Genomic DNA, 25,220 nt, shown 5'->3' with positions numbered 1-25,220 from the left:
CCGGAGCCCCGGCGTCCGTGAGAGCACGACCCGCCGGGGCTCCGAGTACATCAGCCGATGGTGATCGGCAGCATCCGGGGACCACGGATCTGCCCGGTCGACCAGCGCATGGGCGCGCCCTCGGCCAGGGAGAACTCCGGGATCCGGTCCAGCCACACGTCGAGGGCGACGCGCAGCTCCATGCGGGCGAGGTGCGAGCCCGCGCAGCGGTGGATACCCAGGCCGAACGCGGCGTGCCGGTTGACCTCGCGGTCGATGACGACCTCGTCGGCCCGCTCGAACTTCTCCGGGTCGCGGTTCGCGGCCGGGAAGGGCAGAAGGACCCAGTCCTCCTTCTTCATCTCGACGCCACCGAGCTCGACGTCCTCCTTGACCAGGCGGGCCATGGTCACGGGGGCGTAGGCCCGGAGGAACTCCTCCACCGCTGTCGCGCGCAGGGCCGGCTCCTCCACGAGGCGCTTGCGGTCCTCGGGGTTCTTCGCCAGGTGCCACAGCGAGGCGCCGATGGCGCTCCACGTGGTGTCGATGCCGGCGATGAGCAGCAGCGCCATCGTCCCCACCACGTGCTGCGGGGCCAGCTTCTGGCCGTAGAGCTCGGCGTTGATGAGGTAGGTCGTCAGGTCGTCGCGCGGGTTGTCGATGTGGTCGCGGACCTGCTCCAGCAGGTAGGTGAAGAGCACCTCGGTCGAGGCCTCGCGCTCCTCCGGCGAGCGGTTGATGCCCTCGAGCGCGTTCTCCACGAACACCTTGAACCTCGGGGTGTCCTCGGTCGGGAAGCCGAGCATGTCGGCGATGACCCGGATCGGGATGTGCATCGCGTACTCGGTGGCGGCGTCGACGAGGTCGCGGCCCTCGAAGGCGTTGATCAGCGAGTGGCAGAACTCCCGGGTGGTGACCTCCTGCTTCGCGACGTTCGCCTTGGTGAACGCCGGCAGCAGCAGCTTCCGGGCGTCGTGGTGGAATGGCGGGTCGGACGAGATCGGGGGCACACCGCCGACGGGAGCCAGATCCAGCGGGGGCCGGTAGTTGCCCACGATGATGGCGCGCGAGGTGAAGTGCTCGGTGTCGTAGGCGATCGCCTGGACGTCCTCGTACCTCGTCGGCAGCCACGCGCCACCGAACCGCTCGGTGTGCGCGATCGGGCAGCGGCCACGCAGGTCGTCCCAGATCTCGTGGGCGTTCTCCGCGTACTGCTCGTCCATGTGCGAGAAGTCGGTGGCCCAGTCGGAGACCGGGCCGTCCATCACCTCGAACCGGGTGAGCTCGGCGGGATCAGCCTTCTGGAACGGCGAGTCGGTGAACCTGTCATCGACGGTCATTCAGTGCCTCCTCAAGGACGAGAACAGCGGACTCGGGGCAGTTGGCTGCCGCGAGACGGATGTCGCCCTCGCGACCCTCGGGCACGATGCCGTCGGCCGTGAGCGCGGTGAGCGTGGCGTAGCCCTCGTCGTCCTCGCCGAAGAGGTCGGGGGCGAGGTCGTAGCAGCGACCGTGCCCCTGGCACAGCTGCGCGTCGATCTGGACCTTCATGTGCGGATTCCCATCTGTTCCTCGGTACGGGCGATGCTCGTCACGACCCGGGACAGCAGCGCCGTCCACTCCTCGTCGCCGACGTCGTGCAGATCAGGGGTGAGCAGGGTGCTGCCGATGGCCAGCGCCGTCGCCAGGTGGGCGATGGCCCGGGCGGACACGGTCGCGTCGATCTCGCCGCGCAGCTGTGCCTGCTCGATCAGGCCGGTCATCCACTCGGCCCGCTCGCGGACGTAGCCGGTCATCGACGCGGCGACCTCCGGGTCGCGCCGGACGGCGATGAGCGCCTCGATGACCAGGTAGCGGTCGGCGTCCGGCCGCTCGGTCAGGCCGACACCGGTGCGCATGAGCATGTCGACGATCGAGCGCCGGGGGTCGGCCGCGACCATGTCCTCCAGCGGACGGCGGCCGTGCGTGCGCAGTGCTCCGACGAGGAGCTCGGCCTTCGACGTGAAGTAGGCGTAGAGGGCGCTGTTGCTCAGCCCCGCCTCCGAGGCGATGTCGGCGACGCGCGTGCCGTCGTACCCCCGGCGGGCGAACACGTCGGCGGCGGCACGCAGCAGGCGCTGCCGTGTCCGTGCGCCCGTCGCGCCCGCGATGCGTCCCACGCCACGAATTGAATAGTGATTCACTTAACAGGTCAAGAGGGTGGGCGTGAAGGGGTCGAAGTTTCGTGCAGGGTGAGGAGATGCAGGTCAGCGGCGAGCTCGAGCCGGACGTCGTCCGCGACGGCTGGGCGGGTGTGCTGCGGATCTCCCCCACCGGGGACGACGGGTTCCGCGCCGGCCCGCGGCGCCGGTCGCCCGAGCGCTCCTTCGGCGGCGCGGTCGTCGCGCAGTCGCTGCTGGCCGCCGGCGCCACCGTCGACCCGGGCCGGGCCGCGCACTCCTGCACGCCTACTTCCTGCGCGCCGGCGAGGCGTCGGCGCCCACCGGTCTCCGGGTCGAGCGGGTGCGCGACGGCGGGTCGTACAGCACCCGCCGGGTCACCGCCGAGCAGTCCGGCCGGGCCATCCTCGAGCTGACCGCATCCTTCCAGGTGGCCGAGGCCGGCTTCACGCACCAGGTCCCGCAGCTGCTCGCCCCGGAGCCAGAGTCGCTGCCCACCGCCCAGGAGGCCGCCGCCGAGATCGACGGCCCGCTGCGCGAGTGGTTCGAGCAGCTGACCCGGCGGCACCCGTTCGACATCCGCTTCGACGGCGAGCTCCCCCGCGTCGCGGCGTCCCGGGGCGAGCCGGCGCCGCCGCAGCAGCGGTTCTGGATGCGCTCCCTGGAACCGCTGCCCGACCAGCCGCTGGTGCACGCGGCCGCGCTGGCCTACGCCTCGGACATGCTCATGCTCTCCACCTCGCTGGCGCCGCACGCCCGCGCGGTGGGCGCGCCCGACGTGGCCGCGGCCAGCCTCGACCACGCCGTGTGGCTGCACTCCCCCGCGCGGGCCGACGAGTGGCTCTGCTTCGAGCAGGAGAGCACCTGGGCCGCCGGCGGTCGCTGCCACTGCTCCGGGCGGCTGTTCGACCGGGCCGGCCGGCTGGTCATGACCGTCGCGCAGGAGGGCATGGTCCGCCCGCTCGGCCCGCGCTGAGGACGGCCGCAGCTCTCAGGCGCGCCGCACCGCCCGGCGGGCACCCAGCGAGCAGACGATGGCCCCGAGGCAGACCAGCAGCAGGGTGACCGCCGTCCACCGGTAGCCGGTCAGCAGGTCGGCGAGGCCGGCGTCGGAGACCTCGGAGATGGTCCCGGAGAAGACGTAGCGCCGGAGCTCCCGCGGCAGCGGGCTGGTGAGCACGGTGAGGATCACCGCGGTGCCCAGGACCGCGCCGGTGTTCTGCAGCATCAGCCGCATGCCGTTGGCGATGCCGAGCCGCTCGCTGGGCATCGTGGCCAGCAGCACCTGGGTGTTGGACGGCATGAAGAAGCCGGAGCCCGCGCCGGTGAGGACCAGCCCGATCAGCACCGCGGCGTCGTTCACCTCGGACCCCAAGAGCAGCAGGACGCCCAGGCCGGCGGCGGTGGCGGCGTTGCCCAGCACGGTGAGGGTGTGCGCCTCGACCCACCGCTGGAAGAAGCCCGACGCCGCGGAGAAGATCAGCGCCGACACCGCCAGGGGCAGCACCTTGAGCCCCGCCGACAGCGCGTCCTCCCCACCCACGGCCTGCAGGTAGAGCGACACCAGCAGCACGACGCCGAAGTTGCTGATGGCGTTGAGGAACGAGGCGCTCAGCCCCCAGGAGAAGCTGCGGTCCTCGAACAGCCGGGTGTCCATCAGCGGGTCGCGCACCCGGCCCTCGACGAGCAGGAACGCCGGCAGCAGGACGGCGAAGGCAAGGAGGCCGCCCACGACGACGGGGTGCGACCAGCCCAGCGAGGTGACCTGCGAGAGGGCCACCAGACCGCAGCCCAGTCCCAGGAAGGCCAGCAGGTTGCCCGGGACGTCGAGGGCCAGCCGCTCGCCGGAGCGGGGTACCGGCGGCAGCGCCACGATCCCCCACACCAGGCAGCCGATGCCGACCGGCACGTTGGACCAGAACAGCCACTCGACGCCGACGTGCTCGGCCAGGAAGCCGCCGAGGGTCGGCCCGACGAGCTGGGCGACGGAGAACGAGGCCAGGTAGATGCCCATGCCCTGGCCGAGCCGGTGCCGCGGGAAGGCGCCGGTGACCAGGGCGGCGCTGTTGGTGAGCAGCATCGCCGCGCCCGCGGCCTGCAGCACCCGGCAGGCGACCAGCCACCACGCGTCCGGCGCGAACCCCGCGAGCAGGTTGCCCACGGTGAACACGGCCAGGCCGGTGAGGTACATCGACCGGCGTCCGAAGAGGTCGGCCAGCCGCCCGAAGGACACCATGAGCAGCGTCTGGGTGAGCATGAACGACAGCAGGATCCAGCTCGACGCCGTCGCCGAGGCGTCGTACTCCCGCGCCACCGCGGGCAGCGCCACGTTCAGGGCGCTGTTGGACATCCCCGAGAACATGCTCGCCAGGCCCACGACGGACAGCACCCGCCAGGCCTCGCGCATGACCGCCGGGTCGTCGGTGTCGCGGGCCGGCTCGGGATGCGGAACGGGGGGCAACGCCGGTTCGGGGCTGTCCGTCGCCGCCGAGGTGCCGACGACCGGTTGCTCGAGCCCGTCGGGCCGCGAGGCGGTCGACCAGGACATCCGCCCTCCCCACTGTCCCGGCAATACTAGAACAGGGCTCTAGAGCTGAGGACGGCGGTGCGGCATGCTGGCCGGGCGGCGCAGAGCAGCGCCAGGAGTCGAGGAGAGGCGTACCCCCATGCCACTGGACCCGTCGGCGATCGGTCGCGAGGGACCCGTCCACGAGCGGAGCTGGTCGTCCAAGGACGCCCTGCTCTACGCCGTCGGCGTCGGGGCCGGGCTCGGGAACCCCGCCCAGGAGCTGCCGTTCACCACGGAGAACAGCCACGGCGTGGAGCAGCAGGTGCTGCCCACCTTCGGCGTGCTGCTCGCCCAGGCCCCCGGGCCGGGCATCGGCGACTTCGACCGCACGATGCTGGTGCACGCCGAGCAGGCGATCCGGCTGCACCGGGTGCTGCCCGTGGAGGGCACCCTGCGCGCGCAGGCCCGCGTGCAGTCGATGGAGGGCAAGCGCAGCGGCGCCCTGGTCACGTCGTCGTCCACGGCGACCGACGCCGACGGCACACCGCTGATCACCACGCGCAGCTCGATCTTCATCCGGGGCGAGCAGGTCGAGTCCGGCGCGCCCGCGGCGGCCGACGACTGGACGCAGCCCGACCGGGAGCCGGACTGGGAGGTCACCCTGGCCACCCGGCCCGAGCAGGCGCTGCTGTACCGCCTCAACGGCGACCGCAACCCGCTGCACTCCGACCCGGCGTTCGCCGCGCGCGCGGGCTTCGAGCGGCCGATCCTGCACGGGCTCTGCACCTACGGGATCACCGGCCGCGCCCTGCTGATGTCGGCCATGGGCGGCGACCCGGGGCAGTTCCGCGCCATGTCCGGGCGGTTCAGCTCGCCGGTGCTGCCCGGCGATGAGCTGACCGTCCGCATCTGGCGCCAGGACGGCGGCCCCGAGGGCGCGCTGCTGTTCCGGACCCTGCGCGGCGACGGCACGGTCGTCATCGACCGCGGCCGGGCGGAGGTCGGCGCCCCCGAGTGACCTGCGGTCAGGCGCCGGCGATCGCCGTGCCGGCGCCTGGCTGCGGCAGCTCGTCCCGGGACGCGGAGTCCTCCGGGGCGGGAGCGTCCGGCTGGTCCAGGAGCTCGGCCTCCTCGGCGAGGACGCCGAGCCGCTCGATCATCTCCACGGCGGCGTCGACGATGGCCTCCGCCTCGCGGCGGGTGCGGCTGGCCATGACCTCGCGGCCGGCCTCCCCGATGACGGTGGTCAGTACGGAGACGGTGACCCGGCCGATGGCGTCGTCCCGTGCGCGCAGCAGCAGCGAGTTCTGCCGCAGCCACTCGTGGCCGCGGGTGCGCCGCATGAGCTCGAAGCCGGGCGGGCCGTCCTTGTCGACGAACAGGCTGCCCAGGCTGCGGCCCTCCCACGAACCACGCAGGAAGCCGCGGGCACCGGCGACGAACAGCGCCAGCGGGCGCTGCTCCCCCGCCCGCCGGGCGGCCGTGACCGCTTCGGCGGCGCGCTGCTCCTGGCTGCCCTGCCAGTCCTCCCAGAGGGCGAGGAACAGCTCGCTCTTGCCGCCGAAGTGGTGGTACAGGCTCCCGACGCTGGAGCCGGCCCGCTCGACGACGTCGGCGACGCTGGAGTCCGCGAAGCCGCGCTCGGCGAACACCTCGCGGGCGGCGTCGAGCAGCACCCGGCGGGTCTCGCCGGTGCGGCTCCACTTCCACGCACTGCGTCCGGCGACCGGACCGGCGTCGCGCGGCATCGGGCCTCCCTTCGGCGAGCTAGAACGAAGTTCTAGAACAGCGTAGGACACGGAGTGCGGATGCCGGCCACCCTCCGCAGCGGAGGGTGGCCGGCCCACGGCTCAGCGGGGTGACTTCCCCAGCACCAGGGTGGCGCCGGCCATGAACATGCCGCCGTTGCCCATGACGACGCTGCGCTCGACCCCGTCGACCTGCGCGGCCGCCTCGCCGCGGACCTGGCGCACGGCCTCCTGGATGGCGAACATGCCGTACATCCCGGTGTGGGTGTAGGACATGCCGCCGCCGTTGGTGTTCATCGGCAGGCGACCGCCCGGCGAGGTGTTGCCCTCGGCCACGAAGGCACCGGCCTCGCCGCGCCCCACGAAGCCGGCATCCTCGAGGCCGTAGATCGGCACGTGGGCGAAGGCGTCGTAGATCATCAGGTGGTCGACGTCGGAGTGGCCGATGCCGGCCTCCGCGAACGCCGCCGCGCTCGAGCGCTTGAAGGCGCCGAACGAGGTGAGGTCGGGCATCTGGCTCACCATCGGCGAGTCCGCGGCCTCGCCGGCACCGAGCAGGTGCACGAGCGGCTTGTCGTACCCGCGGGCCTCCGCCTTCTCCCGCGTGGTGACCACGAGCGCGCCACCGCCGTCGGTGACCAGGCAGCACATGAGCAGGGTGAACGGCCAGGCGATCATCTTGGAGTTCAGGACGTCGTCGACGGTGACGAGGTCCTGCATGAGCGCCCGCGGGTTCTTGTTCGCCCAGCGGCGCTGCGCGACGGCGACCTCGGCGAGCTGCTCGAGGGTCGTGCCGGTCTCCTTCATGTACCGCAGTGCGGTGAGCGTGAAGGAGGTCGGCGGCCCGAAGACGCCGTAGGGCGCCTCGAACTGGCCCTGCAGCGACTGCGGGCTGCGCCCCCAGGCCGGCGCGTCCACCCGCGACCGGCCGGACTCGCCGTGCGTGATCAGGACGGTCTCGGCCAGCCCGGCGCGGATGGCGCCGGCGGCGTGCCGCACGTGGAAGAGGAACGACGTCCCGCCCACGCCGGTGCCGTCGAGCCAGCGCGCCTCGATGCCCATGGCGTGGCCGATGGCCACCGGGCCCGGCGTCTGGACGGTGGCGATGCCGTCGATGTCCGCGGGGGTCAGGCCCGCGTCGGCCAGCGCGTTGCGGGCGCCCTCGAGGTGCAGGCTCAGCGTCGACAGGTGCGGCAGCTTGCCGAGCTGGTCGGTCTCGGCGGCACCGATGATGACGATGTCGTCCTTGGCGCTCATGCGGCACTCCCGGCAGGGGCGAAGAGCGGCAGGTGGACGTCGCCGCGCGGCTCGAAGACCACCCGCAGCGGCATGTCCAGCGGGAGCTGCTCGGGGTCGGCCTCGACCTGGACGAGGTTGGTCATCATCCGGACGCCCTCGGGGAGCTCCACGATCGCGATGACGTAGGGCACCTCCTCGGCGAACCCGGGGGCGGCCCGGTGGCTGATGACGTAGGAGTGCAGCGTCGCGGTGCCGTCGCTGACGACCCACTCGAGCTCGGTCGAGGAGCAGTGCGGGCACGCGGGCCGCGGGTAGAAGACGTGCTTCCCGCAGGACGTGCACCGCTGGATCCGCAGCTCCCCGGCGGCGCAGCCCTCCCAGAAGGGCAGGGTCTCCGGGGTGGGGACGGGGGCGGGCTTCGTGGGTGGCGGCACCGGCGTGGCTCTCCTCAGCTCGGAACGGGGTCGGGATCGGTCTGCACGTGGGCGAGCACCGCCTCCACGGAGATCCGCGCGGCGACGCGCAGCTCAGGATGCAGGTCGGGATAGAGGTGGTCCACCAGGTCGTCGGGGTCCTCGATCCCCGAGGCGACCGCGTCCACGACCTGGTCCACCCGGCGCAGCCGGGCCGCGCGCCGCCGCTCGATCTGGGCCAGCGGGTCGGGCAGGGCCGGCCCGTGGCCGGGGAGGATCACCGAGCCCGGGGCGGCGAGCACCTCGCTCAGCCGGTCCAGGCTGTCGAAGAACTGGCCCAGCCGCCCGGGCTTCACGATCGGCGAGCCGCCACCGAGGACGGTGTCCCCGGTGAGGACGCTGCCCTCGTCGGGGAGCAGGAAGCAGAGGGAGTCGCCGGTGTGGCCGGGGGTGTGGAGCACCCGGACGGTCAGGGCGCCGACCCGGAGGACGTCGTCGTCGCGGAGCGGCTCGTCGGTGAGGCGGTGGTGGGCCGCCCGCACGGGCGCGCCGGTGACCGCGGCCAGCCGGGGCGCCAGCTCGGCGTGGTCGGGGTGGGCGTGGGAGACGAGGACGGCGACGACGCGGCGCTCCCCCGCGGCGGCCAGGATCGCGGCGAGATGGTCGTCGTCGTCCGGACCCGGATCCAGCACGGCGCAGACGTCATCGCCCGGCTCGGCCAGGACCCAGGTGTTGGTGCCCTCGAAGGTCCACGCGCCCGCGTTGGGCGCCAGGACGAGGGTGGCGCGGTCGGTGGCCGGCGACGGGACGCCAGGGCGCGGGGGCGCGGTGTCCCGGGTCCACACGTCGAGCGCCTCCTAGATCGCGGTTCTAGAATCAGCCTCGCACCCTAGACCATGCGGTCGGCTCCCCCGGTCCGCTCTCCCGGCCGCTGCGCGCGCCCCCGGACGCGCCCGGTCACCACGCCGCCTGGACGCGCGGATTCGTCGTGCAGGATCATGGACGCAGCGGCGGTTGCCGCCGTCCGACGCGGGAGTGCGGACCCGGATCGACGGTGGGAGGCGTGGTGGGTGCCAGACGGCCCGGGCCCTCCGCTCCCGTCCCGGGATCCGGGCCGGTCGACGGCTCTGCTGCCGACGCGGCGCGGACGCTGCTCGCCGAGGGCCGCCTGGCCGCCGTCCGGCAGCTGCACGCCGACGAGTCGGTGCCCGCCGCACTGCAGGGGCTGGTCGAGGTCGCGTGCCGCCTGCTGGGCGCGCCGTCAGGGCAGGTGTCCCTGCTGTCCGAGGTCCAACTGGTCGCCGCCGGGACGGGCGCGGCGGCGGCCTCCGTGGGCACCACCGGGCCGCTCGACGACTCGCTGTGCACCCTCACCGCGGCCGACAGAGAGCCCCTGGCCCTGTCCGACGCCCGGCTCGACCCGCGGGCGGCCGCCCTCGGTCCGGTGACCGGCGGAACGGTCCGGGCCTATCTCGGCGTCCCCCTGCACGACGCCGACGGCGAGGTGCTCGGCTCGCTGTGCGTCTTCGCGCCGGAGCCCCGCGACTGGGCGCCCGGCGACGTCGCCACCCTCGAGCTGCTCGCGCGGGCCGTGGTCAACGAGCTGACGATCGCCGGCCGGATGGTCGACGCCGAGGCCGAGCGGCTGCGCTGGACGCTGGCGGTGGACGCCGCCGGGGTGGGCAGCTTCGACTACGACCCCGTCAGCGGACAGCTGGCCTGGGACGCCCGGCTGCAGGAGCTGTTCGGGTACACCGAGGGCGAGTTCGACTCGACGCTCGACGCGTTCAACGCACGGCTGCACCCCGACGACGTGGAACGCGTGGCGCAGGCCATCGAGGCCACGGTCCGGGGCGACGGGGACCTCGACGTGGAGTACCGGGTGCTGCTGCCCGACGGCAGCGCCCGGTGGCTGCAGGGACGCGGCAAGACGCTGCGCGACGAGAACGGGACCGGCGTCCGCCTGCTGGGGGCGGCGTACGACACCACCGACGTCCACGAGCCGCGCACCAGCCGGTTGCTCGAGGCGATGCCGTCGGGCTTCCTGTCGCTGGACACCGAGTGGCGGTTCACCGTCCTCAACACCGCGGCCGAACGGCTGCTCGGCCACCACCGGGACGAGCTCCTCGGCCGGACGATCTGGGAGGCGTTCCCGGGCACGGTCGGCAACGAGTTCGAGGAGGCCTACCGCACCGCGGTGGCCACCCGAACGCCGCGGACGATCGAGGCGTTCTACCCCGCGCCGCTGAACACCTGGTACGAGGTGCTGTGCTGGCCCACGCCCGACGGGTTGTCGCTCTACTTCTCCGACATCACCGCCCGCAAGGCAGCGGCCGCCGAGGCGCAGGCGGCGTCCGCCCGCCTCGCGCTCCTCGCCGAGGTCAACAGCGCCCTGCTCGCCGCTGACGACGTCCCGGCCGAGGTCGCCGCGCTCCCCCGCCGGCTCGTCCCGCTGCTGGCCGACACCTGCTTCGTCACGCTGCTGCAGGACGACGGCCGCCCCCTGGACGTCGGCTCCTGGCACGCCGACCCGGCCCGCCGCGAGGCGCTCGAGCAGTACGTGGCCCGCCGCCTCGACGCCATGCCGACGGGCTCGCCCGTCGCCCGGGTGCTCGCCACCGGCCAGCCGGTGCGCAGCGACGCCGACGAGATCCTGGCGCTGCTGGCGCCCGGCCCGGTTCGCGAGCTGTTCGACGAGCTGGCCAGCCGGGAGGGTCTGGCGCTGCCCATCCACGGCCGCGGGCGGCTGGTCGGGGTCCTGTCGCTGTTCTCGGACGCCGGGCGGGCGCGCGGTGCCGACGACGAGGCGACGGCCCAGGAGATCGCGTACCGGATCGGCCTGGCGCTGGAGAACGCCCGGATGGCCCGGGCGCAGTCGCAGATCGCCGAAGGGCTGCAGCGCAACCTGCTCACCCCGCCGCCGGAGCGCGACCGGGTGCAGATCGTGGTGCGGTACGTGCCGGCGAGCGAGTCCGCCCGGGTCGGCGGCGACTGGTACGACGCGTTCCCGCAGCCGGGCGGCTCCACGATGCTGGTCATCGGCGACGTCGTCGGGCACGACGTGGAGGCCGCCGCGGCGATGGGCCAGCTGCGCAGCCTGCTCCGGGGCATCGCCACCTACGGCGGGGACGGGCCGGCGGAGGTGCTGCACGGCCTGGACGCCTCGATGGACCTGCTCGGCACCCGCACCCTGGCGACCGCCGCCGTCGCCCGCCTCGACACCGGCGACGACGGCGCGACCCGGCTCGTGTGGGCGAACGCCGGGCACCTCCCGCCGCTCGTGCTGCACGCCGACGGCCGGACGGAGTTCCTCGCCGGCGGGCGGCCCGACCTCCTCCTGGGCGTCGAGCCCGGTGCGCGACGGACCGAGCACGTCCGCGTGCTGGCCGAGGGCAGCACGGTGCTGCTGTACACCGACGGCCTGGTCGAGCGGCGCAGCAGCGACCTCGACGCGGGCCTGCAGCGGTTGCGGGCGGCGGTCGGGGACCTGGCGGGGAGCACGCTCGACGAGCTGTGCGACGGCGTCATCGAGCGGCTCGTCGAGGGCCGACCGGAGGACGACGTCGCGCTGGTCGCCATCCGGCTGCACGGCCCGGGCATGGCCGGCCGACCGGCCGGGCACAGCTCGCCGGTGCGCGAGATGGACCCGAAGGACCCCAGCACCCTCTACAGCGAGGGGCCGGTGGCCGCCGAGCCGCCCGACGACGACGTGCCGGAGACCTCGCCCGTGCCCGACTCGGGCGGGGTCGGGCCGGGCCCGGACGACCTGGACTGATCGGCCCCCGTCAGGCGGTGCCGCGGCGGGCGCGCACCGCCTCGGCGAGCTTGGCGAGCATCACCTCGGTGGTGGCGAGGTCGACGCAGGCATCGGTCACGCTGCATCCGTAGACGAGGCGTTCGGGGTGCCGCTGGTCGAGGTCCTGCCGGCCCTCGACCAGGTTGCTCTCGACCATCACTCCCCGGATGGCCCGCTCCCCGCCGGCGATCTGCCCGGCGAGGTCCCGGACGACCTCGATCTGGCGGCGGTGGTCCTTCTGGCTGTTGCCGTGCGAGGCGTCGACCACGACCACCTCCGGCAACCCCCGGGCGGCGAGCTTCTGCCGGGTCGCGGCGATGTGCGCGGCGGAGTAGTTGGGGCCCGCCTTGTCCCCGCGCAGGATGACGTGGCCGCTGTCGTTGCCCGTCGTCGACAGCTGGGCGCTCACGCCGTGCGCGTCGACGCCGAGGAACTCGTGCGGGGCGCGGGCCGCCACGACCGCCTGGATCGCGGCGTCGATGCTGCCCTCGGGCGAGTTCTTGAAGCCGATGACCGAGGAGAAGCCCGACACCCGCTCCCGCGCCGTCTGGTCGGTGACGTTGCGGGCACCGACGCCGTTGTAGGTGACCAGCCCGTTGACGTACTGCGGGGTGAGGGCGTTGAGCGGCTCGGCGGCCACCGGGACGCCGAGGCCGGTGATGCGGCACATCAGCATGCGGGTGGCCACCAGGCCGACGCTGATCCGGCTGGACCCGTCGAGGAAGGGGTCGTACGCGAAGCCCTTCCAGTCCACCTCGGTGCGCGGCTTCTCGGTGTAGGTGCGCATGAGGATCTCGAGATCGGCGCCGTGCCGCTCGCGCATGCGGGCGAGGAACTCCGCGTACTCGAGCGCCGCAGCCGGGTCGTGGATCGAGCAGGGCCCGGCGATGACCGCGAGCCGGTCGTCGGCGCCGGCCAGCACGCCGGTCACCGCGCGGCGGGCGGCCCGGGTCGTGGCGACCGACGCCCCGGACAGCGGGACGACGGAGGCGACCGCCGCCGGGGTGACGACGACGCTGAGCCCGGTGATCCGGGCGTTGACCAGGTCCCCGAGGTCGACCGGTGGCACGTCCGCCAGGCCCAGCTCGCGCTGGACGCCGGGCAGCAGCTCGGCGAGGGCCGCGTCGATGCGGGCGTTGACCTGCGTCTGCACGTCGACGAGCAGCTCCGCGATCCGGGTCGCCTCGGCCAGGATCCGGTCCGGGGAGACGGCGAGCTCCTGCGTCGTCACGGGGTCCTCCTGCTCGTCGACGGTGGCGCGGTCCGGCCCGCACAGCATCGTCCCGCGCCCGTCCGGCGGGCATCCCGGTGGGGTGCCGACGAGCGCGCCCCCCGCCGGAACTCCGGCGAGGGGCGCGATCCGTCCGGTGCGGCAGGTCAGGCCTGCTGCGGCTCCAGCTCCCCGCGCAGCTCCCGCTTGAGGAACTTGCCGGCCGGGTTGCGCGGCAGCGCGGTGGTGCGGATGTCGATCACGGTCGGGATCTTGAACGCGGCCAGCCGCTCGCCCAGGAAACCGACCAGTTCGTCCTTGGTGAGCGAGGCGCCGTCGTTGAGCACGATCACCGTGGCGACCTCCTCGCCGAGCCGCTCGTGGGGCACGCCGAGCACGGCGGCCTCCATCACGGCCGGGTGCTCGTAGATGGCGGCCTCGACCTCGGCGCAGTACACGTTCTCGCCGCCGCGCAGGACCATGTCCTTGAGCCGGTCGTCGACGTACACGAGGCCCTCGTCGTCGAGGTGTCCGATGTCGCCGGTGCGCAGCCAGCCGTCGACGATGGTCTCCGCGGTGGCGTCGGGACGGTTCCAGTACCCCCGGATGAGGTTGACCCCGCGGAACCAGATCTCGCCCCGCTCGCCCACCGGCAGCACCTCGAAGGTGGAGGGGTCGCGGATCTCGGCCTGCATGGGCAGCGGCACCCGGCCGGCGGCCATCGGCTTGTCCAGCGCGTCCTGCCCGGCGAGGCTCGGACCGAGCGCGTTGGTCTCGGTCATGCCGTAGGAGAAGCCCGGGCTCGCGGCCTTGAAGGCGTTGTCAATGTTGGCGATCAGCGCGGGCGGCGTCGGGGCACCGCCACCGCCCACCGACAGCAGGCTCGAGGTGTCGTACTCCGTGAACCGGGGGTGCTGCAGCATGTCGATGCTCTGCGTCGGCACCCCCACGAAGGCGGCGAGCTTCTCGCTCTCGATGAGCCGGAGCGCCTCCTCCGGGTCCCACTTGTACATGATCGCGAGCTTCCGGCCGGCGACCAGCGAGCCCAGCATCACGGCGACGCAGCCGGTGACGTGGAAGAGCGGGACCGCGAGGATCGCGCCACCGGGCGGGGCGTCGGGGTCCTCCGGGGGCGTGACCAGCGCGGCGATCATGCCGCGGGCCAGGAAGCCCATCACCGTGTTCACGAGCGCGCGCTGCGTGGAGACGGCGCCCTTGGGTCGGCCGGTCGTGCCCGACGTGTAGAGGATCGTCGCGTCGTCCTCCGGATCCACCACCACGTCGGGCAGCGCGGCGCCGGCGACGACGACGTCCTCCCACCGGTCCGCGCCCTCGACCGGGGCGGAGGCCCGGACCACGACGATCCGGGCGCCCAGCCGCCGGGCGGAAGCCGCGGCCAGCGTCGCCCGCTGCTCGTCGGCGACGACGACGGTGGCCCCGGAGTCCTCGAGGGCGAAGTCCAGCTCGTCCTCGGTCCACCAGGCGTTCATCGAGACGCTGATCGCACCGATGGACAGGACGGCGATGAAGGCCTCGACCCACTCGGGGAAGTTGCGCATCGCGATCGCGACGCGGTCGCCCTTCTGCACGCCGTAGCGCTCGACCAGGGTGGCGGCGAAGGCGTCCGCCTCGGCGAAGGTCTCGGCGAAGCTGCGGCGCTCGTCCCCGAAGACGAGGTACGGCGCGTCCCCGTGGGCACGGCAGAGCGCGAAGATCTCCCGCATGCTGGGAGGGGCGTGCGTGAAGACCTCGTAGGTGACGCCATCAGGCCGGGTCCACGGCGCGAGCTCGAACATCTGCCCCGGGCTGGTGACCTGCGCCACAGCCTCCTGGTGACTCAACGACACGGAAGACGCCTCCTCGGCGGTTGTGCGACGGGATCGCCGAGCAGTGACCTCGGCAACATCCGAGACACTTTCATGCTCGAAGCATTCCGGGCAACAATCGCGCGGGCGGAGGGGCCCGGCACGATCGCGGCCCACGGCTCGCCCGGAACGCAGCGCACGGTCAACATCTGCCGAAGCGGACCGGTCCGTCTCGTCCCGTCTCCCCCTCGCGCGCTGCTCCCCATCCACTTACTTTCGGTAGCAGCACGGGCGCACAACGTCGCCGATGCGCTGCCTCCGCCACCGCGGACCACACCGAGGAGTACGACGTGTCCCTTCCCCAGCGTTCCGCCGCCCCCGCTCTCTCTGCCACTCCCACCCGCCCTCACCATGCCGGCTTCGGCCAGCGTCCCGTCCACCGCTCCGCCGCCCCGGGCGCGCGCCCGGCGGTCCAGCACCCGATGGCCGGCCGCCCCGTCGGTCTCCGCCCCGAGGCCGGCCAGCCGATGGCCGCCGCCCCGGTCGCCCAGCGCCCCGCACCCCGCACGGTCTCGTTCCTGACCGTCACCGAGGTCGCCGCGATCATGCGGGTCTCGAAGATGACGGTCTACCGCCTGGTCCACGGCGGTGAGCTCTCCGCCGTCCGCGTCGGCCGCTCCTTCCGCGTCCCCGAGCCGGCCGTGCGCGAGTACCTCGCCGGCGCTCGCACCGACGTCGCCTGACGCTCCGCCGTCCCTCGGGACGGCCGCACCGGCAGGGCCGACCGGACGGCGCACCCGCCGCCGTCCGGCGCCCGCGGTTCCCACGGCACGGCCGTGTACACGCCGGGCGGGTCGGTGTCCTCGCTCACCTTCCTCGCCGGAAAGGTTGTGCACAACGGTCCCGGTTCGGGAGAATGGAGCCGGGCTCTTCCGGCCGAGGCGCTCGGTGCTCCGCCCCATCGGACGGAACGGCGAGGAAGGCTGCTGTGAGCGACTCCGTGCACCCCGCCGTCGTCGACGAGCGCGAGGCCGACCGGCTCCGGGGCGAGCTGGCGATCGCGGCGGCCGGGATCGGCACGTTCGACTGGGACCTCGTCACCGGCCGGCTGGCCTGGGACCCCCGGCTGATCGAGATGTTCGGCTACGACGCCGACACCTTCGACAGCACCATCCACGGCTTCAACGAACGGCTGCACCCCGACGACGTCGACCGCGTCACCCAGGCGCTCCAGGTCACGATTGAGACCGGACGGGACTTCGCCGCCACCTACCGCGTGCGGCTGCCCACCGGCGACACCCGCTGGATCTCCGCGCGCGGCCGGAGGCTGGTCGGCCCCGACGGGACGCCGGTGCGCCTGCTCGGCGCGGCGTACGACGTCACCGACCAGCGGGACACCGAGGCCCAGGTGACCCGGGTCCTGGAGGCCATGCCCGCCGGCTTCTACTCCCTGGACCGCGAGTGGCGGTTCACCCACGTCAACGCCGCCGCCGAGAAGCTCCTCCTGCGCACCCGCGACGAGCTGCTGGGCCGGGTGCTCTGGGACGAGTTCCCCGCTGCCGTGGACTCCGTGTTCGACGAGGGCTACCGGCGCGCGGTGGCCACCGGCCAGCAGGTGTCCTTCCCCGCCTACTACCCCCCTCCCCTGGACGGCTGGTACGAGGTGCGCGCCTGGCCGAGCCCCGAGGGGCTGTCGGTGTACTTCCTCGACATCACCGCCCGGCGCCGCGAGGAGGAGCGGGCCGGGCAGGTCGCGACGCGCCTGGCGCTGCTGGCCGAGGTGACCGAGCAGCTCGCCGGCAGCATGCAGCCCGAGCGCACCGTCGCGCTGCTCGCCCAGCTCGTGGCTCCCGCGCTGGCCGACTTCTGCATCGTGACCCTCGTCGACGACCCGCAGTTCCGCCTCGGGCGTGGCGTCCGCGACGCCGGCTGGTGGCACGCCGACGACGCGATGCGGGAGACGCTGGCGCAGTACTCCGCGGCGCGCCTCCCGGCGCTGCGGGAGCAGTCGTACCTCTTCCGGGCGCTCAGCACCGGCGAGCCGGTGGTCGTGGAGCAGGACGCCACGCGGGCCATCCGCGACGTCCTGCACCTCGGCCTCGCCCACCGGCTGATCGGTGAGCTGGCACCGGAGTCGCTGGCGGTGCTCCCGCTGCACGGGCGCGGACGCACGGTGGGCCTGCTGAGCCTGTTCAACGGACCGGGGCGCGGCGCCCTCTCCCCCGCCGAGCTCACGACCGCGGTCGAGGTCGCCGGCCGCGCCGGCCTCGCGCTGGACAACGCCCGCCTCTACAGCCAGCAGCGGGCCCTCGCCGAGCAGCTCCAGCGCAGCTTCCTCACCGAGCCGCCCGAGCCCGACCACGCCGAGATCGTCGTCCGGTACCTGCCCGCCGCGACGTCCGCCGCCGTCGGCGGGGACTGGTACGACGCGTTCCTGCAGCCCGACGGGGCCACCATGCTCGTCATCGGTGACGTCGCCGGGCACGACACCGCCGCCGCCGCCACCATGGGCCAGCTCCGCAGCCTGCTGCGCGGCATCGCGACGTCCCACGACGAGGCCGGCCCCGCGGCCGTGCTGTCGAAGCTGGACGCCTCCATGTCGCTGCTGCGGGTGGGCACCCTGGCCACGGCCGCGGTCGCCCGCTTCGAGCAGGACCAGGGGGAACTCGAGCGGGGGGTCACCCGCATGCGCTGGTCCAGTGCGGGGCACCTGCCACCGGTCGCCATCGGCCCCGACGGGACGGTCACCGTCCTCGACATCCCCGGTCCACCGGAGCTGCTGCTGGGGGTCGACCCGGGCTCCGGGCGCACCGAGACGGTGGTGACCCTGGACCGCGGCACGACCGTGCTCATGTACACCGACGGGCTGATCGAGCGCCGCGACTCCGACATCGACGCCGGCATCGAGCGCCTGGTCGCCGCGCTGGCCGGTCTCCACGACCTGCCGCTCCAGGAGCTGTGCGACCGCGTCGTCGCGCGCATGATCGGCGGCCGGCCCGACGACGACGTGGCGCTCGTGGCCGTCCGCCTCCACCGGCAGGATCTTCCCCGTCCCGGGACGGCCGGCCCGCGGATCCCGCAGCTGCCCGTCCCGCGGGCCCCGGGGGCGGAGTGACCGGGGGAAGCGGTGGGCACCTCGCGGTGTTCACCGGACGTGCTCGACACGAAGGAGGCACGACGTGACCACTGAGACCGCGATCCTCGCCGGCGGTTGCTTCTGGGGGGCGCAGGAGCTGCTGCGCAAGCGGCCCGGAGTGATCTCGACCCGGGTCGGCTACTCCGGCGGGGACACCCCGAACGCCACCTACCGGAACCACGGTGACCACGCGGAGGCGGTCGAGATCGTCTTCGACCCCGACGTCATCTCGTTCCGCGAGCTGCTCGAGTTCTTCTTCCAGATCCACGACCCGTCGACGAAGAACCGGCAGGGCAACGACATCGGCCGCAGCTACCGCTCGGCGATCTTCCACACCAGTGACGAGCAGCGGCAGGTCGCGCTCGACACCATCGCCGACGTCGACGCCTCCGGCCTCTGGCCCGGGAAGGTCGTCACCGAGGTGGAGCCCGCCGGCCCGTTCTGGCAGGCCGAGGAGGAGCACCAGGACTACCTGCAGAAGATCCCGTTCGGCTACACGTGCCACTACGTGCGGCCGGACTGGGTCCTGCCGCGGCGCGCGCAGCAGCCCGCGTAGGAGCAGGCGACGAGGGGGGCGGGGAACCGACGGGTTCCCCGCCCCTCTCGCGTGCGGTCAGCGGGGCTTGGCCAGGCAGGCCCAGACGAGCTTGCGCTCGGGCTCGTAGTGGACGCCGTGCTCGACGGTGAGGTCGGCGATCACGTACAGCCCGTATCCGCCCTGGCCCGCGGGCCGCTCCCTGGCCGGGGTCGGCGCACGGTCGGGCGCGCCGTCGGTGACGATGACGATCCACCGTCCGTCGTCGTCCCCGATGTGCAGGCTGGACGGCGGCGAGCCGTGCCGCAGCGCGTTCGACGTGAGCTCGTCGATGACCAGGACGGCCTGGCCGACGGCGTCCTCGATGGGCACGGGCACGTCGTCCTCCCGCGCGAAGTCCAGTGAGGACAGCAGGAACTCCTGCACCTGCCGACGGACGGTGCTGAGGGCGCGCAGCGACCCCAGCTGCAGGGAGAGCCGGGTGGTGGTCGTCGCCGGGACGGGGCTGTCGCCGTGCCAGGACGCGTACGCGGCGGCGTAGTCCGCCGGGGTCCGGGGCTCCCCGCTCACGTGCCTGCCCCCTGGTCCGGACGGCGACGAGGGCGACGTCGTCGGACGGGCGCCCGTCGACGAGCCGGTCGAGGAGCTGGTCGCAGAGCTCCTCCAGCGGGAGGCCCACCAGCTCGGCGGCCAGCCGGTGCAGCCGCTCGACGCCGGCATCGAGGTCGCTGCCGGGCCGCTCGACCAGCCCGTCGGTGTACAGCAGCACGGTGGACCCCGGGAGCAGCTCCACCACGATCTCTCCGCGGGTGCTGGTCCGGTCGACGCCCAGCATGAGCCGGCCGCGCGGGGCGGGGACGGGAACGAGGCCACCGGCCGCGTCGAGGACGACCGGAGGCGGGTGCCCGGCGCCGGCCCACCGCAGCCGGGTGACGCCGCACGCCCGCTCCCCCTGGGCGCGTTCCAGCCGGCCGACGCCGACGGTGGCGTAGGTCTGCAGCCCGAGCTGGTCGATGGCCGCGTCCAGCGTGTCGAGCACCTGCCCGGGGCCGGGCGCGCCGGCCACCGCGATCCCGCGGAGCAGGCTGCGCAGCTGGCCCATGGTCGCCGCCGCGGCGATGTCGTGGCCGACGACGTCCCCGATGACCAGGTTGACGGCGCCGTCCGCCTGCTCGAATGTGTCGTACCAGTCCCCACCCACCTGACCGGCGTCCGTCGCGGGCAGGTACCGGACGGCGATCTGGCAGTGCTCGGTCCGGACGGGCCGGCTGAGCATGCTGCGCTGCAGCTGCTCGGCGAGCCGGCGGTTGCGCTCCGCCGAGCGTCGCTCGCGGGTCAGCGACTCGATCCGGTCCAGGGCCTGGGCGCACTGGGCGGCGAAGGCCTGCACCAGGTCGAGCTCGTCGGCCGAGAACGTCCGCTCCACCCTCCAGCCGGCCAGCAGCGACCCGAGCACCCGGCCGCCGACGGACAGCGGGACAGTGACCCAGGAGCGGTGGACGGACTCCCGGAAGGCGTCGGCCAGGCCCGGTGACCAGGCCTCCGCCTGGGCCAGGTCCTCCAGCACCAGGGTCTCGCCGGTGCGTGCCACCCAGGCGGCGGGCAGCCGGGTGTCCAGGTCGATGGTGGCGAACCGGCGCTGCGCCCCTGCTCCGAGGGAGGGCGTCATCGTCAGCCGCACGGACCGTTCGGCGCCGTGCCGGAGCGCGATCGCCCCGCCGTCCGCACCGATCGCCAGACCCTCATCGGCGAGGATGCCGGCGACGTCCGCGACGGACTCCGCCGCCGCGAGCTGCAGCACCACCTGGGCCATGGCCGCGAGCCGGCTGGTCGCCGCCTCGCGGGACGCGACCACGGCCTGGAGCTCCTGGGTGCGGGCGAAGAGGTCGGCCTCCAGCAGGTCGAGGCGCGCCCAGCCGCCGTCGTCCCTGCCCTCGGCGAGCCGCTCGCGCTCGGCCAGGTACTCCGAGACGTCCTCCACGCGCTGCAGCACCAGGCGGGTCCGGCCGTCGGGCCCCGGGACGGGCGCGCTGATCAGCGACCAGGCCCGGTCGACGGGGCGGCCGGTCGCCTGGTCCAGCACCTGGTACCGGAACAGCGGCATGAGATCGGGCCGGCCGGTGTCGCGCGCCCGCTCGAAGGACAGCTGCAGCGGGTTGGCCCCGGTGTCGTCCAGCGTCTCGGGAGCCGGCGGGAAGGCGTCGAAGACGTAGCAGCCGATCAACTCGTCGCGGGTGCGGCCGAGCAGCTCCAGGTACGCGGGGTTCGCCTCGACGATGGTCAGGTCCGGGGACATGACCAGGTAGGCGGTCGGGAGGGCGGCGAAGATCGCCGCGAACTCCTCGGCGGTGACGACGTCCCCGCCGTCCACGTCCGTCGACCCCGCCACGAGGGCGCCACCTCCGTACAGCGACGTGCCACGGAAGGTGGCGCACGACAGGACCGTCCCCATCATGCGGCATGCCCCCGCCGATCGCTGCCGACGGCCACGGTGCGGACTCCTGCGTCGCCCCCGGTCCGGTCAGCGGACCGGTGCGCCGACCGGATCGGGGACGACGGCGGTCGCCGGCTCCGCCGGCCGCTCCCCCAGGCGGACGAGCACGATCCCGGCCAGGACGACGATGCCGCCGACGAGCTGCACCGTCCCCGGCCGCTGGGCCAGCGCCAGCCAGGCGAACACCACCGCGAAGAGCACCTCGCCCAGCCCCACGAAGGAGCTGAGCCGCGAGCCCAGCAGACGCACGGCGGCGATCCCGGAGGCGTAGGCGAACGCCGCCGCCAGCAGCGACAGCCCGAGGACCGGGACCAGCCAGCTGGTGGGCCGCCCGGCGAACTCGACGTCGGACGCCACCGTCCGCCAGGGCACGGCACCGAGCAGCGCGGCCGCGCCGAGCAGCAGCGCGCCCACGACCAGGCCCGCCCAGGCGCTGACCAGCGGCGGGAGCGCGCCCTCGGTCCGGGCCGAGAGCACGAAGTAGGCCGCCAGCCCCAGTGCGGCCACCAGCCCCCAGACGACGCCGACCGGGTCGAGCTCCGCACCGCTGGCGACGTCGAGCACCAGCACCAGCCCGGCGATCGCGACGGCCACCCCGGCCGCGGTGACCGCGCTGGGCCGATGGCCGAGCCGGGCCCACGTCCACAGCACCACGAGCAGGACGGCGGAGTACTCCAGCAGCAGGGCCACGCCGACCGACAGCCGGGCCACCGCAGAGAAGTAGGCGAGCTGGGGCAGCGCGACGGCGAGCACCCCGAACGCCAGGACGGCGCCGGCGTTGGCCCGCAGCAGCGACCACCGTCCCCGCAGCTGGAGGGCCGCGGGGACGGTCAGCGCGAGCGCCGCGACGCCCATCCGCACGACGACGGCGGCCCCGGCGCTCCACCCGACGTCGAGCAGTCCGGCGGCGAAGACACCGGACGTGCCGAACGCGGCGGCCGACAGCACCGCCAGCAGCAGCCCGAGCAGTCCCGTCCGACGATTCCCCACGTCGGGCGACCCTAGGAGGGGTCGGTCAGCGGTTCTTCCACTGGGGCGCGCGCTTCTCCGCGAAGGCGGTCGACCCCTCGCGCGCGTCCTCGCTGGCGAAGACCGGCGCGATGATCGTGGCCTGCTCCTCCCAGCCCTGCCGGAACGTCCAGTCGGGGGCCGAGCGCGCGATCTGCTTGGTGGCCGCCACGGCGAGCGGCCCGTTCGCGGCGACGACGGCGGCCAGGGCGAGCGCTCCCTCGAGGGCCTCACCCGGCGCCGTCACGCGGTTGACCAGGCCGACCTCCGCGGCGCGGGGCGCGCTGATCGGGTCGCCGGTGAGGAGGAGCTCCAGGGCGATCGCCTGCGGGATGCGCCGGGGCAGGGCGAGGGCGGCACCGCCGGCGGCCACCAGGGAGCGCTTCACCTCGGGCACGCCGAACCGGGAGTCCTCGGCGGCGACGATGAGGTCGCAGGCCAGCAGCAGCTCGAAGCCACCGGCCAGGGCCCAGCCCTCGACCGCGCCGATGAGCGGCTTGCGGGGCGGGGTCTCGGTGATCCCGCACAGCCCGCGGCCCGGGATGCTCGGGGTCTCACCGCGCAGGAAGGCCTTGAGGTCCATGCCGGAGGAGAAGGTGCCGCCCGCGCCGGTGAGGACGCCGACCCGCAGGTCGTCGGACGAGTCGAGCTCGTCGGCCGCCGCCGCGACCGCGTCGGCCACCGCCTTGTTGAGCGCGTTGCGCGCCTCCGGCCGGTTGATGGTGATGATCAGGACGCCGTCCCGGCGGTCCAGGAGCACCTCGTCGGACACAGCCATCTCCTTCGGTGGGTCGGTCGGTTCCGCGTCGTCGCGGGGGGCGTGCGGTCGTGCGGGTGCCGGCCGGGGGCGCCATCGCTGCGCCCCCGGCCGGGACGTCACTTGGGCTGCAGGCGGGCCCCACCGTCGAGGCGGATCAGCTCGGCGTTCATGTAGCTGTTGGCCAGCACCTCGACCGCGAGGGTGGCGAACTCCTCGGAGTAGCCCAGGCGCTTGGGGAAGAGCACGTCGCGCTTGAGCTTGTCCTTGAACGCCTCCGACGCCTCGCCCGTGCCGTAGATCGGCGTGTCGATGAGGCCGGGCGCGATGGTGTTGACGCGCACGCCGATGGCGGAGAGGTCGCGGGCGATCGGCAGCGTCATGGAGACGACGGCGCCCTTGGAGGCCGAGTAGGCAGCCTGCCCGATCTGGCCGTCGAGCGCGGCGACGGAGGCGGTGTTGAGGATGGAGCCCCGCTCGCCGTCCTCCAGCGGCTCCTCCTGGGCCATGGCGGTGCCGACGATGCGGATGCAGTCGAAGGTGCCGATGGTGTTGATCTCGAGGACCCGGCGGAAGGTGGCGAGGTCGAACGCCGTCTCGTAGCCGCCGCGGCCGACGGTCCGGCTGGCCGAACCGATGCCGGCGCAGTTCACCAGCACCCGCACCGGGCCGATCGTCTTGGCCAGCTCGGTGGCGGCGATGATGTCGTCGGTCTTGGTGACGTCGACGTGGGCGAACGCGCCGTCGATCTCGGTGGCGAGGGCGTTGCCCTTGTCGTCGGCGATGTCGGCGACGACGACCTTGGCACCCCGGGCGGCGAGGGCGCGAGCGGTGGCCGCCCCCAGTCCGGACGCGCCTCCGGTGACGATCGCGGACACATTCTCGAGCTGCACGGGGACTCCCTGGTTCGGACGACGGCTGTGGCGACGGGCGGCGGTGCCGGCCTCCGGCTCGCGGGCCGCCGGCACGTCGCTCCGGTGTGCAAGCTAGCCAGCCCGGGTTCTTTCTTGCAACGCTGTGTCGCAGAAAAGATGGGACGGCGCCGCTCTCCGTGCGACGCTGCCCGGGTGGGCGGGACGACGAGCCGCGGACGGCCGCGGGGGCTGAGCGAGCGGGTGCGCCAGGAGGTGCACGCCGCCGTCCGCCGTCTCCTGGTCGCCGAGGGCTACGCCGCGCTGCGCCTGGACGACGTCGCCGCCGCCGCAGGCGTGCACAAGTCCACGCTCTACCGCCAGTGGGCGACCAAGGCCCAGCTCGTGCAGGACGTGCTGCTCACCGGGGAGCTCGAGCACTACCCGCGGGTCGACGAGGGCAGCCTGGCCGCCGACATCGAGGCGCTCGTCCGCGGCCTGGTCCGGCTGTTCCGCGACCCGACCACCGTGGCGTTCGTGCAGACGCGGGCCGCGGCCGACGACCCGGCGCTGCGCTCCGGGCTGCACGAGCTGGCCCGTCAGGACACCGACTTCGTCCGGCTGCCGTTCGAGCGGGCGATCGCCCGCGGCGAGCTCCCGGCCGACGCCGACGTCGGCATGCTGGTCGAGCTCCTGGTCGCGCCGCTGCTCGCGCGGGTGGCCGTCACCGGGCAAGCGGTGGACGACGAGTTCGGCCGTCGGCTGGCGACCACCTTCCTCGCCCTGGCCGCCTCCCACTCCACTAGCCGGCCCTGAGCGCCACCAGGGCCTCCGGCAGGTCGTCCACCACCACGGCGTCCGTCCCCGCCGACACCAGGAACCGGGCCGACGCGACCTCCGGGCACCAGACCAGCAGCTGGCGGCCGCACCGGTGGAGCACGGCCAGCAGGCCCCCCAGGACGTCGGGGTCGATCTCGCCGTCGGCCCCGCTCCCCCGCAGCGATCCGACGTGCAGCGCCAGCACCTCGACGTCCATGTGCACGCACGCCGCCACGGCCATCTCCACCGGGAACCGGTACCAGGTCAGCAGCCCGAGGGGCACCCGCGGCACCGCCGCGCGCAGGAAGCACAGGGCCGACGGGTCGAACGACGAGACCATCAGCGGCCGCCGCGCCACCTCCGCGGCCACGACCGGCGCCAGCAGGCCCGCGGTGGTGCGCTCGGGCGGCCGGAGGGAGTCCCCCATCGAGGACTTGAGGTCCAGGTTAAGCCCCACGTGCGGCGGCAGCGCGTCCAGCAGCGCGCCCAGCCGCAGCGTGCCCCGGCGGTCGGCCTCCGCCGCCGCGACGTCCTCGAGCCGGGTGTCGTCCGGGTAGGCGGCGTCGTGCGCCACCACGAGGACGTCGTCGCCCAGCCGCCGGACGTCGGCCTCCAGCCATCGCGCGCCGCTGCGCACCGCGGCGGCGAAGGAGCCGAGCGTGTTCTGCTGGTGGCCGGCGACGACGCCGCAGCCGAGCCCGCGGTGCCCGATGACCGCCGACCCCACCCCGAACACGTCCGGATGGGCAGGGCCGCGGGATC

21 protein-coding genes and 1 pseudogene are annotated in these 25,220 nt (G+C 74.0%); 7 read left to right on the top strand and 15 right to left on the bottom strand.

Annotated features, from left to right (window positions below; genetic code table 11):
* Nucleotides 1-50: 50 nt before the first annotated feature.
* Genes DQ239_RS00235 through DQ239_RS00225 form a run of 3 tightly spaced genes read right to left on the bottom strand, consistent with a single transcriptional unit; the run spans nucleotide 51 to nucleotide 2,138 of the window.
* Nucleotides 51-1,319, bottom strand: coding sequence for a cytochrome P450 (locus DQ239_RS00235; RefSeq protein ID WP_113832270.1), 1,269 nt, complete (start codon nucleotides 1,317-1,319; stop codon nucleotides 51-53).
* Nucleotides 1,306-1,530: a ferredoxin gene (locus DQ239_RS00230; RefSeq protein ID WP_113832269.1), complete on the bottom strand. Its 225-nt coding sequence runs from the start codon at nucleotides 1,528-1,530 to the stop codon at nucleotides 1,306-1,308. The genes DQ239_RS00235 and DQ239_RS00230 overlap by 14 nt, the downstream gene beginning before the upstream one ends.
* Nucleotides 1,527-2,138: a TetR/AcrR family transcriptional regulator gene (locus DQ239_RS00225; protein WP_233488578.1), complete on the bottom strand. Its 612-nt coding sequence runs from the start codon at nucleotides 2,136-2,138 to the stop codon at nucleotides 1,527-1,529. Before DQ239_RS00225 ends, DQ239_RS00230 begins: the two co-directional genes overlap by 4 nt.
* Nucleotides 2,139-2,262: 124 nt before the next feature.
* Between DQ239_RS00225 and DQ239_RS00220 the strand changes: the two genes are divergently transcribed.
* Nucleotides 2,263-3,114 carry an acyl-CoA thioesterase domain-containing protein gene (locus DQ239_RS00220; protein ID WP_113832268.1) on the top strand — a complete coding sequence of 284 codons (852 nt, stop codon included), beginning with the start codon at nucleotides 2,263-2,265 and terminating at the stop codon, nucleotides 3,112-3,114.
* Between the two features lie 15 nt (nucleotides 3,115-3,129).
* Here DQ239_RS00220 and DQ239_RS00215 read toward each other — a convergent pair whose 3' ends face one another.
* On the bottom strand, nucleotides 3,130-4,686 hold the full coding sequence (locus DQ239_RS00215) for an MFS transporter (protein WP_113832267.1): 1,557 nt from the start codon (nucleotides 4,684-4,686) through the stop codon (nucleotides 3,130-3,132).
* Nucleotides 4,687-4,804: 118 nt separating this feature from the next.
* Between DQ239_RS00215 and DQ239_RS00210 the strand changes: the two genes are divergently transcribed.
* Nucleotides 4,805-5,665 carry a MaoC family dehydratase gene (locus DQ239_RS00210; protein ID WP_113832266.1) on the top strand — a complete coding sequence of 287 codons (861 nt, stop codon included), beginning with the start codon at nucleotides 4,805-4,807 and terminating at the stop codon, nucleotides 5,663-5,665.
* A gap of 7 nt (nucleotides 5,666-5,672) precedes the next feature.
* On the opposite strand, the gene DQ239_RS00205 is transcribed toward DQ239_RS00210, so the two are convergent.
* From DQ239_RS00205 to DQ239_RS00190, 4 genes are all read right to left on the bottom strand, one after another.
* Nucleotides 5,673-6,395 carry a TetR/AcrR family transcriptional regulator gene (locus tag DQ239_RS00205; RefSeq protein WP_113832265.1) on the bottom strand — a complete coding sequence of 241 codons (723 nt, stop codon included), beginning with the start codon at nucleotides 6,393-6,395 and terminating at the stop codon, nucleotides 5,673-5,675.
* 102 nt (nucleotides 6,396-6,497) lie between these two features.
* On the bottom strand, nucleotides 6,498-7,652 hold the full coding sequence (locus DQ239_RS00200; RefSeq protein ID WP_113832264.1) for a thiolase: 1,155 nt from the start codon (nucleotides 7,650-7,652) through the stop codon (nucleotides 6,498-6,500).
* Nucleotides 7,649-8,068 (bottom strand): Zn-ribbon domain-containing OB-fold protein, encoded by a 420-nt coding sequence (locus DQ239_RS00195; RefSeq protein ID WP_113832263.1) that lies wholly within the window; start codon nucleotides 8,066-8,068, stop codon nucleotides 7,649-7,651. Before DQ239_RS00195 ends, DQ239_RS00200 begins: the two co-directional genes overlap by 4 nt.
* Nucleotides 8,069-8,082: 14 nt before the next feature.
* A complete protein-coding gene (locus DQ239_RS00190; protein ID WP_113832262.1) occupies nucleotides 8,083-8,892 on the bottom strand; it encodes an MBL fold metallo-hydrolase in 810 nt (269 codons plus the stop codon).
* Nucleotides 8,893-9,113: 221 nt separating this feature from the next.
* Here DQ239_RS00190 and DQ239_RS00185 point away from each other — a divergent pair, with 221 nt between their 5' ends.
* Nucleotides 9,114-11,822, top strand: a complete 2,709-nt coding sequence (locus DQ239_RS00185) for a SpoIIE family protein phosphatase (RefSeq protein ID WP_233488576.1) — start codon at nucleotides 9,114-9,116, stop codon at nucleotides 11,820-11,822.
* Nucleotides 11,823-11,832: 10 nt separating this feature from the next.
* Here DQ239_RS00185 and DQ239_RS00180 read toward each other — a convergent pair whose 3' ends face one another.
* Both DQ239_RS00180 and DQ239_RS00175 read right to left on the bottom strand, forming a co-directional pair.
* Nucleotides 11,833-13,074 (bottom strand): 3-deoxy-7-phosphoheptulonate synthase, encoded by a 1,242-nt coding sequence (locus DQ239_RS00180; RefSeq protein ID WP_233488575.1) that lies wholly within the window; start codon nucleotides 13,072-13,074, stop codon nucleotides 11,833-11,835.
* Nucleotides 13,075-13,220: 146 nt separating this feature from the next.
* Nucleotides 13,221-14,900, bottom strand: coding sequence for an AMP-binding protein (locus DQ239_RS00175; RefSeq protein ID WP_113832260.1), 1,680 nt, complete (start codon nucleotides 14,898-14,900; stop codon nucleotides 13,221-13,223).
* Between the two features lie 485 nt (nucleotides 14,901-15,385).
* Between DQ239_RS00175 and DQ239_RS00170 the strand changes: the two genes are divergently transcribed.
* From DQ239_RS00170 to msrA, 3 genes are all read left to right on the top strand, one after another.
* The gene (locus DQ239_RS00170; RefSeq protein WP_113832642.1) at nucleotides 15,386-15,601 is read left to right on the top strand and encodes a helix-turn-helix domain-containing protein; all 216 of its coding nucleotides are present in this window, start codon (nucleotides 15,386-15,388) and stop codon (nucleotides 15,599-15,601) included.
* A 245-nt stretch (nucleotides 15,602-15,846) separates the two neighbouring features.
* Nucleotides 15,847-17,973 carry a SpoIIE family protein phosphatase gene (locus DQ239_RS00165; protein ID WP_233488574.1) on the top strand — a complete coding sequence of 709 codons (2,127 nt, stop codon included), beginning with the start codon at nucleotides 15,847-15,849 and terminating at the stop codon, nucleotides 17,971-17,973.
* 64 nt (nucleotides 17,974-18,037) lie between these two features.
* Nucleotides 18,038-18,550 carry a peptide-methionine (S)-S-oxide reductase MsrA gene (gene msrA / locus DQ239_RS20750; RefSeq protein ID WP_113832258.1) on the top strand — a complete coding sequence of 171 codons (513 nt, stop codon included), beginning with the start codon at nucleotides 18,038-18,040 and terminating at the stop codon, nucleotides 18,548-18,550.
* Between the two features lie 574 nt (nucleotides 18,551-19,124).
* Here msrA and DQ239_RS00155 read toward each other — a convergent pair.
* The 4 genes and pseudogenes from DQ239_RS00155 to DQ239_RS00140 all read right to left on the bottom strand — a co-directional run.
* A pseudogene (locus DQ239_RS00155) lies at nucleotides 19,125-20,981 on the bottom strand (SpoIIE family protein phosphatase); the annotation flags it as partial.
* A gap of 69 nt (nucleotides 20,982-21,050) precedes the next feature.
* On the bottom strand, nucleotides 21,051-22,013 hold the full coding sequence (locus DQ239_RS00150; protein WP_113832256.1) for a DMT family transporter: 963 nt from the start codon (nucleotides 22,011-22,013) through the stop codon (nucleotides 21,051-21,053).
* A gap of 25 nt (nucleotides 22,014-22,038) precedes the next feature.
* Nucleotides 22,039-22,803, bottom strand: a complete 765-nt coding sequence (locus DQ239_RS00145) for a crotonase/enoyl-CoA hydratase family protein (RefSeq protein WP_113832255.1) — start codon at nucleotides 22,801-22,803, stop codon at nucleotides 22,039-22,041.
* 104 nt (nucleotides 22,804-22,907) lie between these two features.
* Nucleotides 22,908-23,681: an SDR family NAD(P)-dependent oxidoreductase gene (locus DQ239_RS00140; RefSeq protein WP_113832641.1), complete on the bottom strand. Its 774-nt coding sequence runs from the start codon at nucleotides 23,679-23,681 to the stop codon at nucleotides 22,908-22,910.
* A gap of 174 nt (nucleotides 23,682-23,855) precedes the next feature.
* On the opposite strand from DQ239_RS00140, the gene DQ239_RS00135 reads away from it, so the two are divergent.
* Complete coding sequence (locus DQ239_RS00135) at nucleotides 23,856-24,455, top strand: TetR/AcrR family transcriptional regulator (protein WP_158544743.1); 600 nt, start codon at nucleotides 23,856-23,858, stop codon at nucleotides 24,453-24,455.
* Here the strand turns inward: DQ239_RS00135 and DQ239_RS00130 are convergent.
* Nucleotides 24,442-25,194: a glycerophosphodiester phosphodiesterase gene (locus tag DQ239_RS00130; RefSeq protein ID WP_158544742.1), complete on the bottom strand. Its 753-nt coding sequence runs from the start codon at nucleotides 25,192-25,194 to the stop codon at nucleotides 24,442-24,444. The two genes, DQ239_RS00135 and DQ239_RS00130, sit on opposite strands and share 14 nt — an antisense overlap.
* Between the last annotated feature and the right edge of the window lie 26 nt (nucleotides 25,195-25,220).

This window comes from Blastococcus sp. TF02-09 (assembly GCF_003319105.1).
Taxonomy (GTDB): Bacteria; Actinomycetota; Actinomycetes; order Mycobacteriales; family Geodermatophilaceae; genus Blastococcus.
Note: the sequence above shows the minus strand (reverse complement) of the source record. Positions and strands in the feature narration are given on the sequence as shown.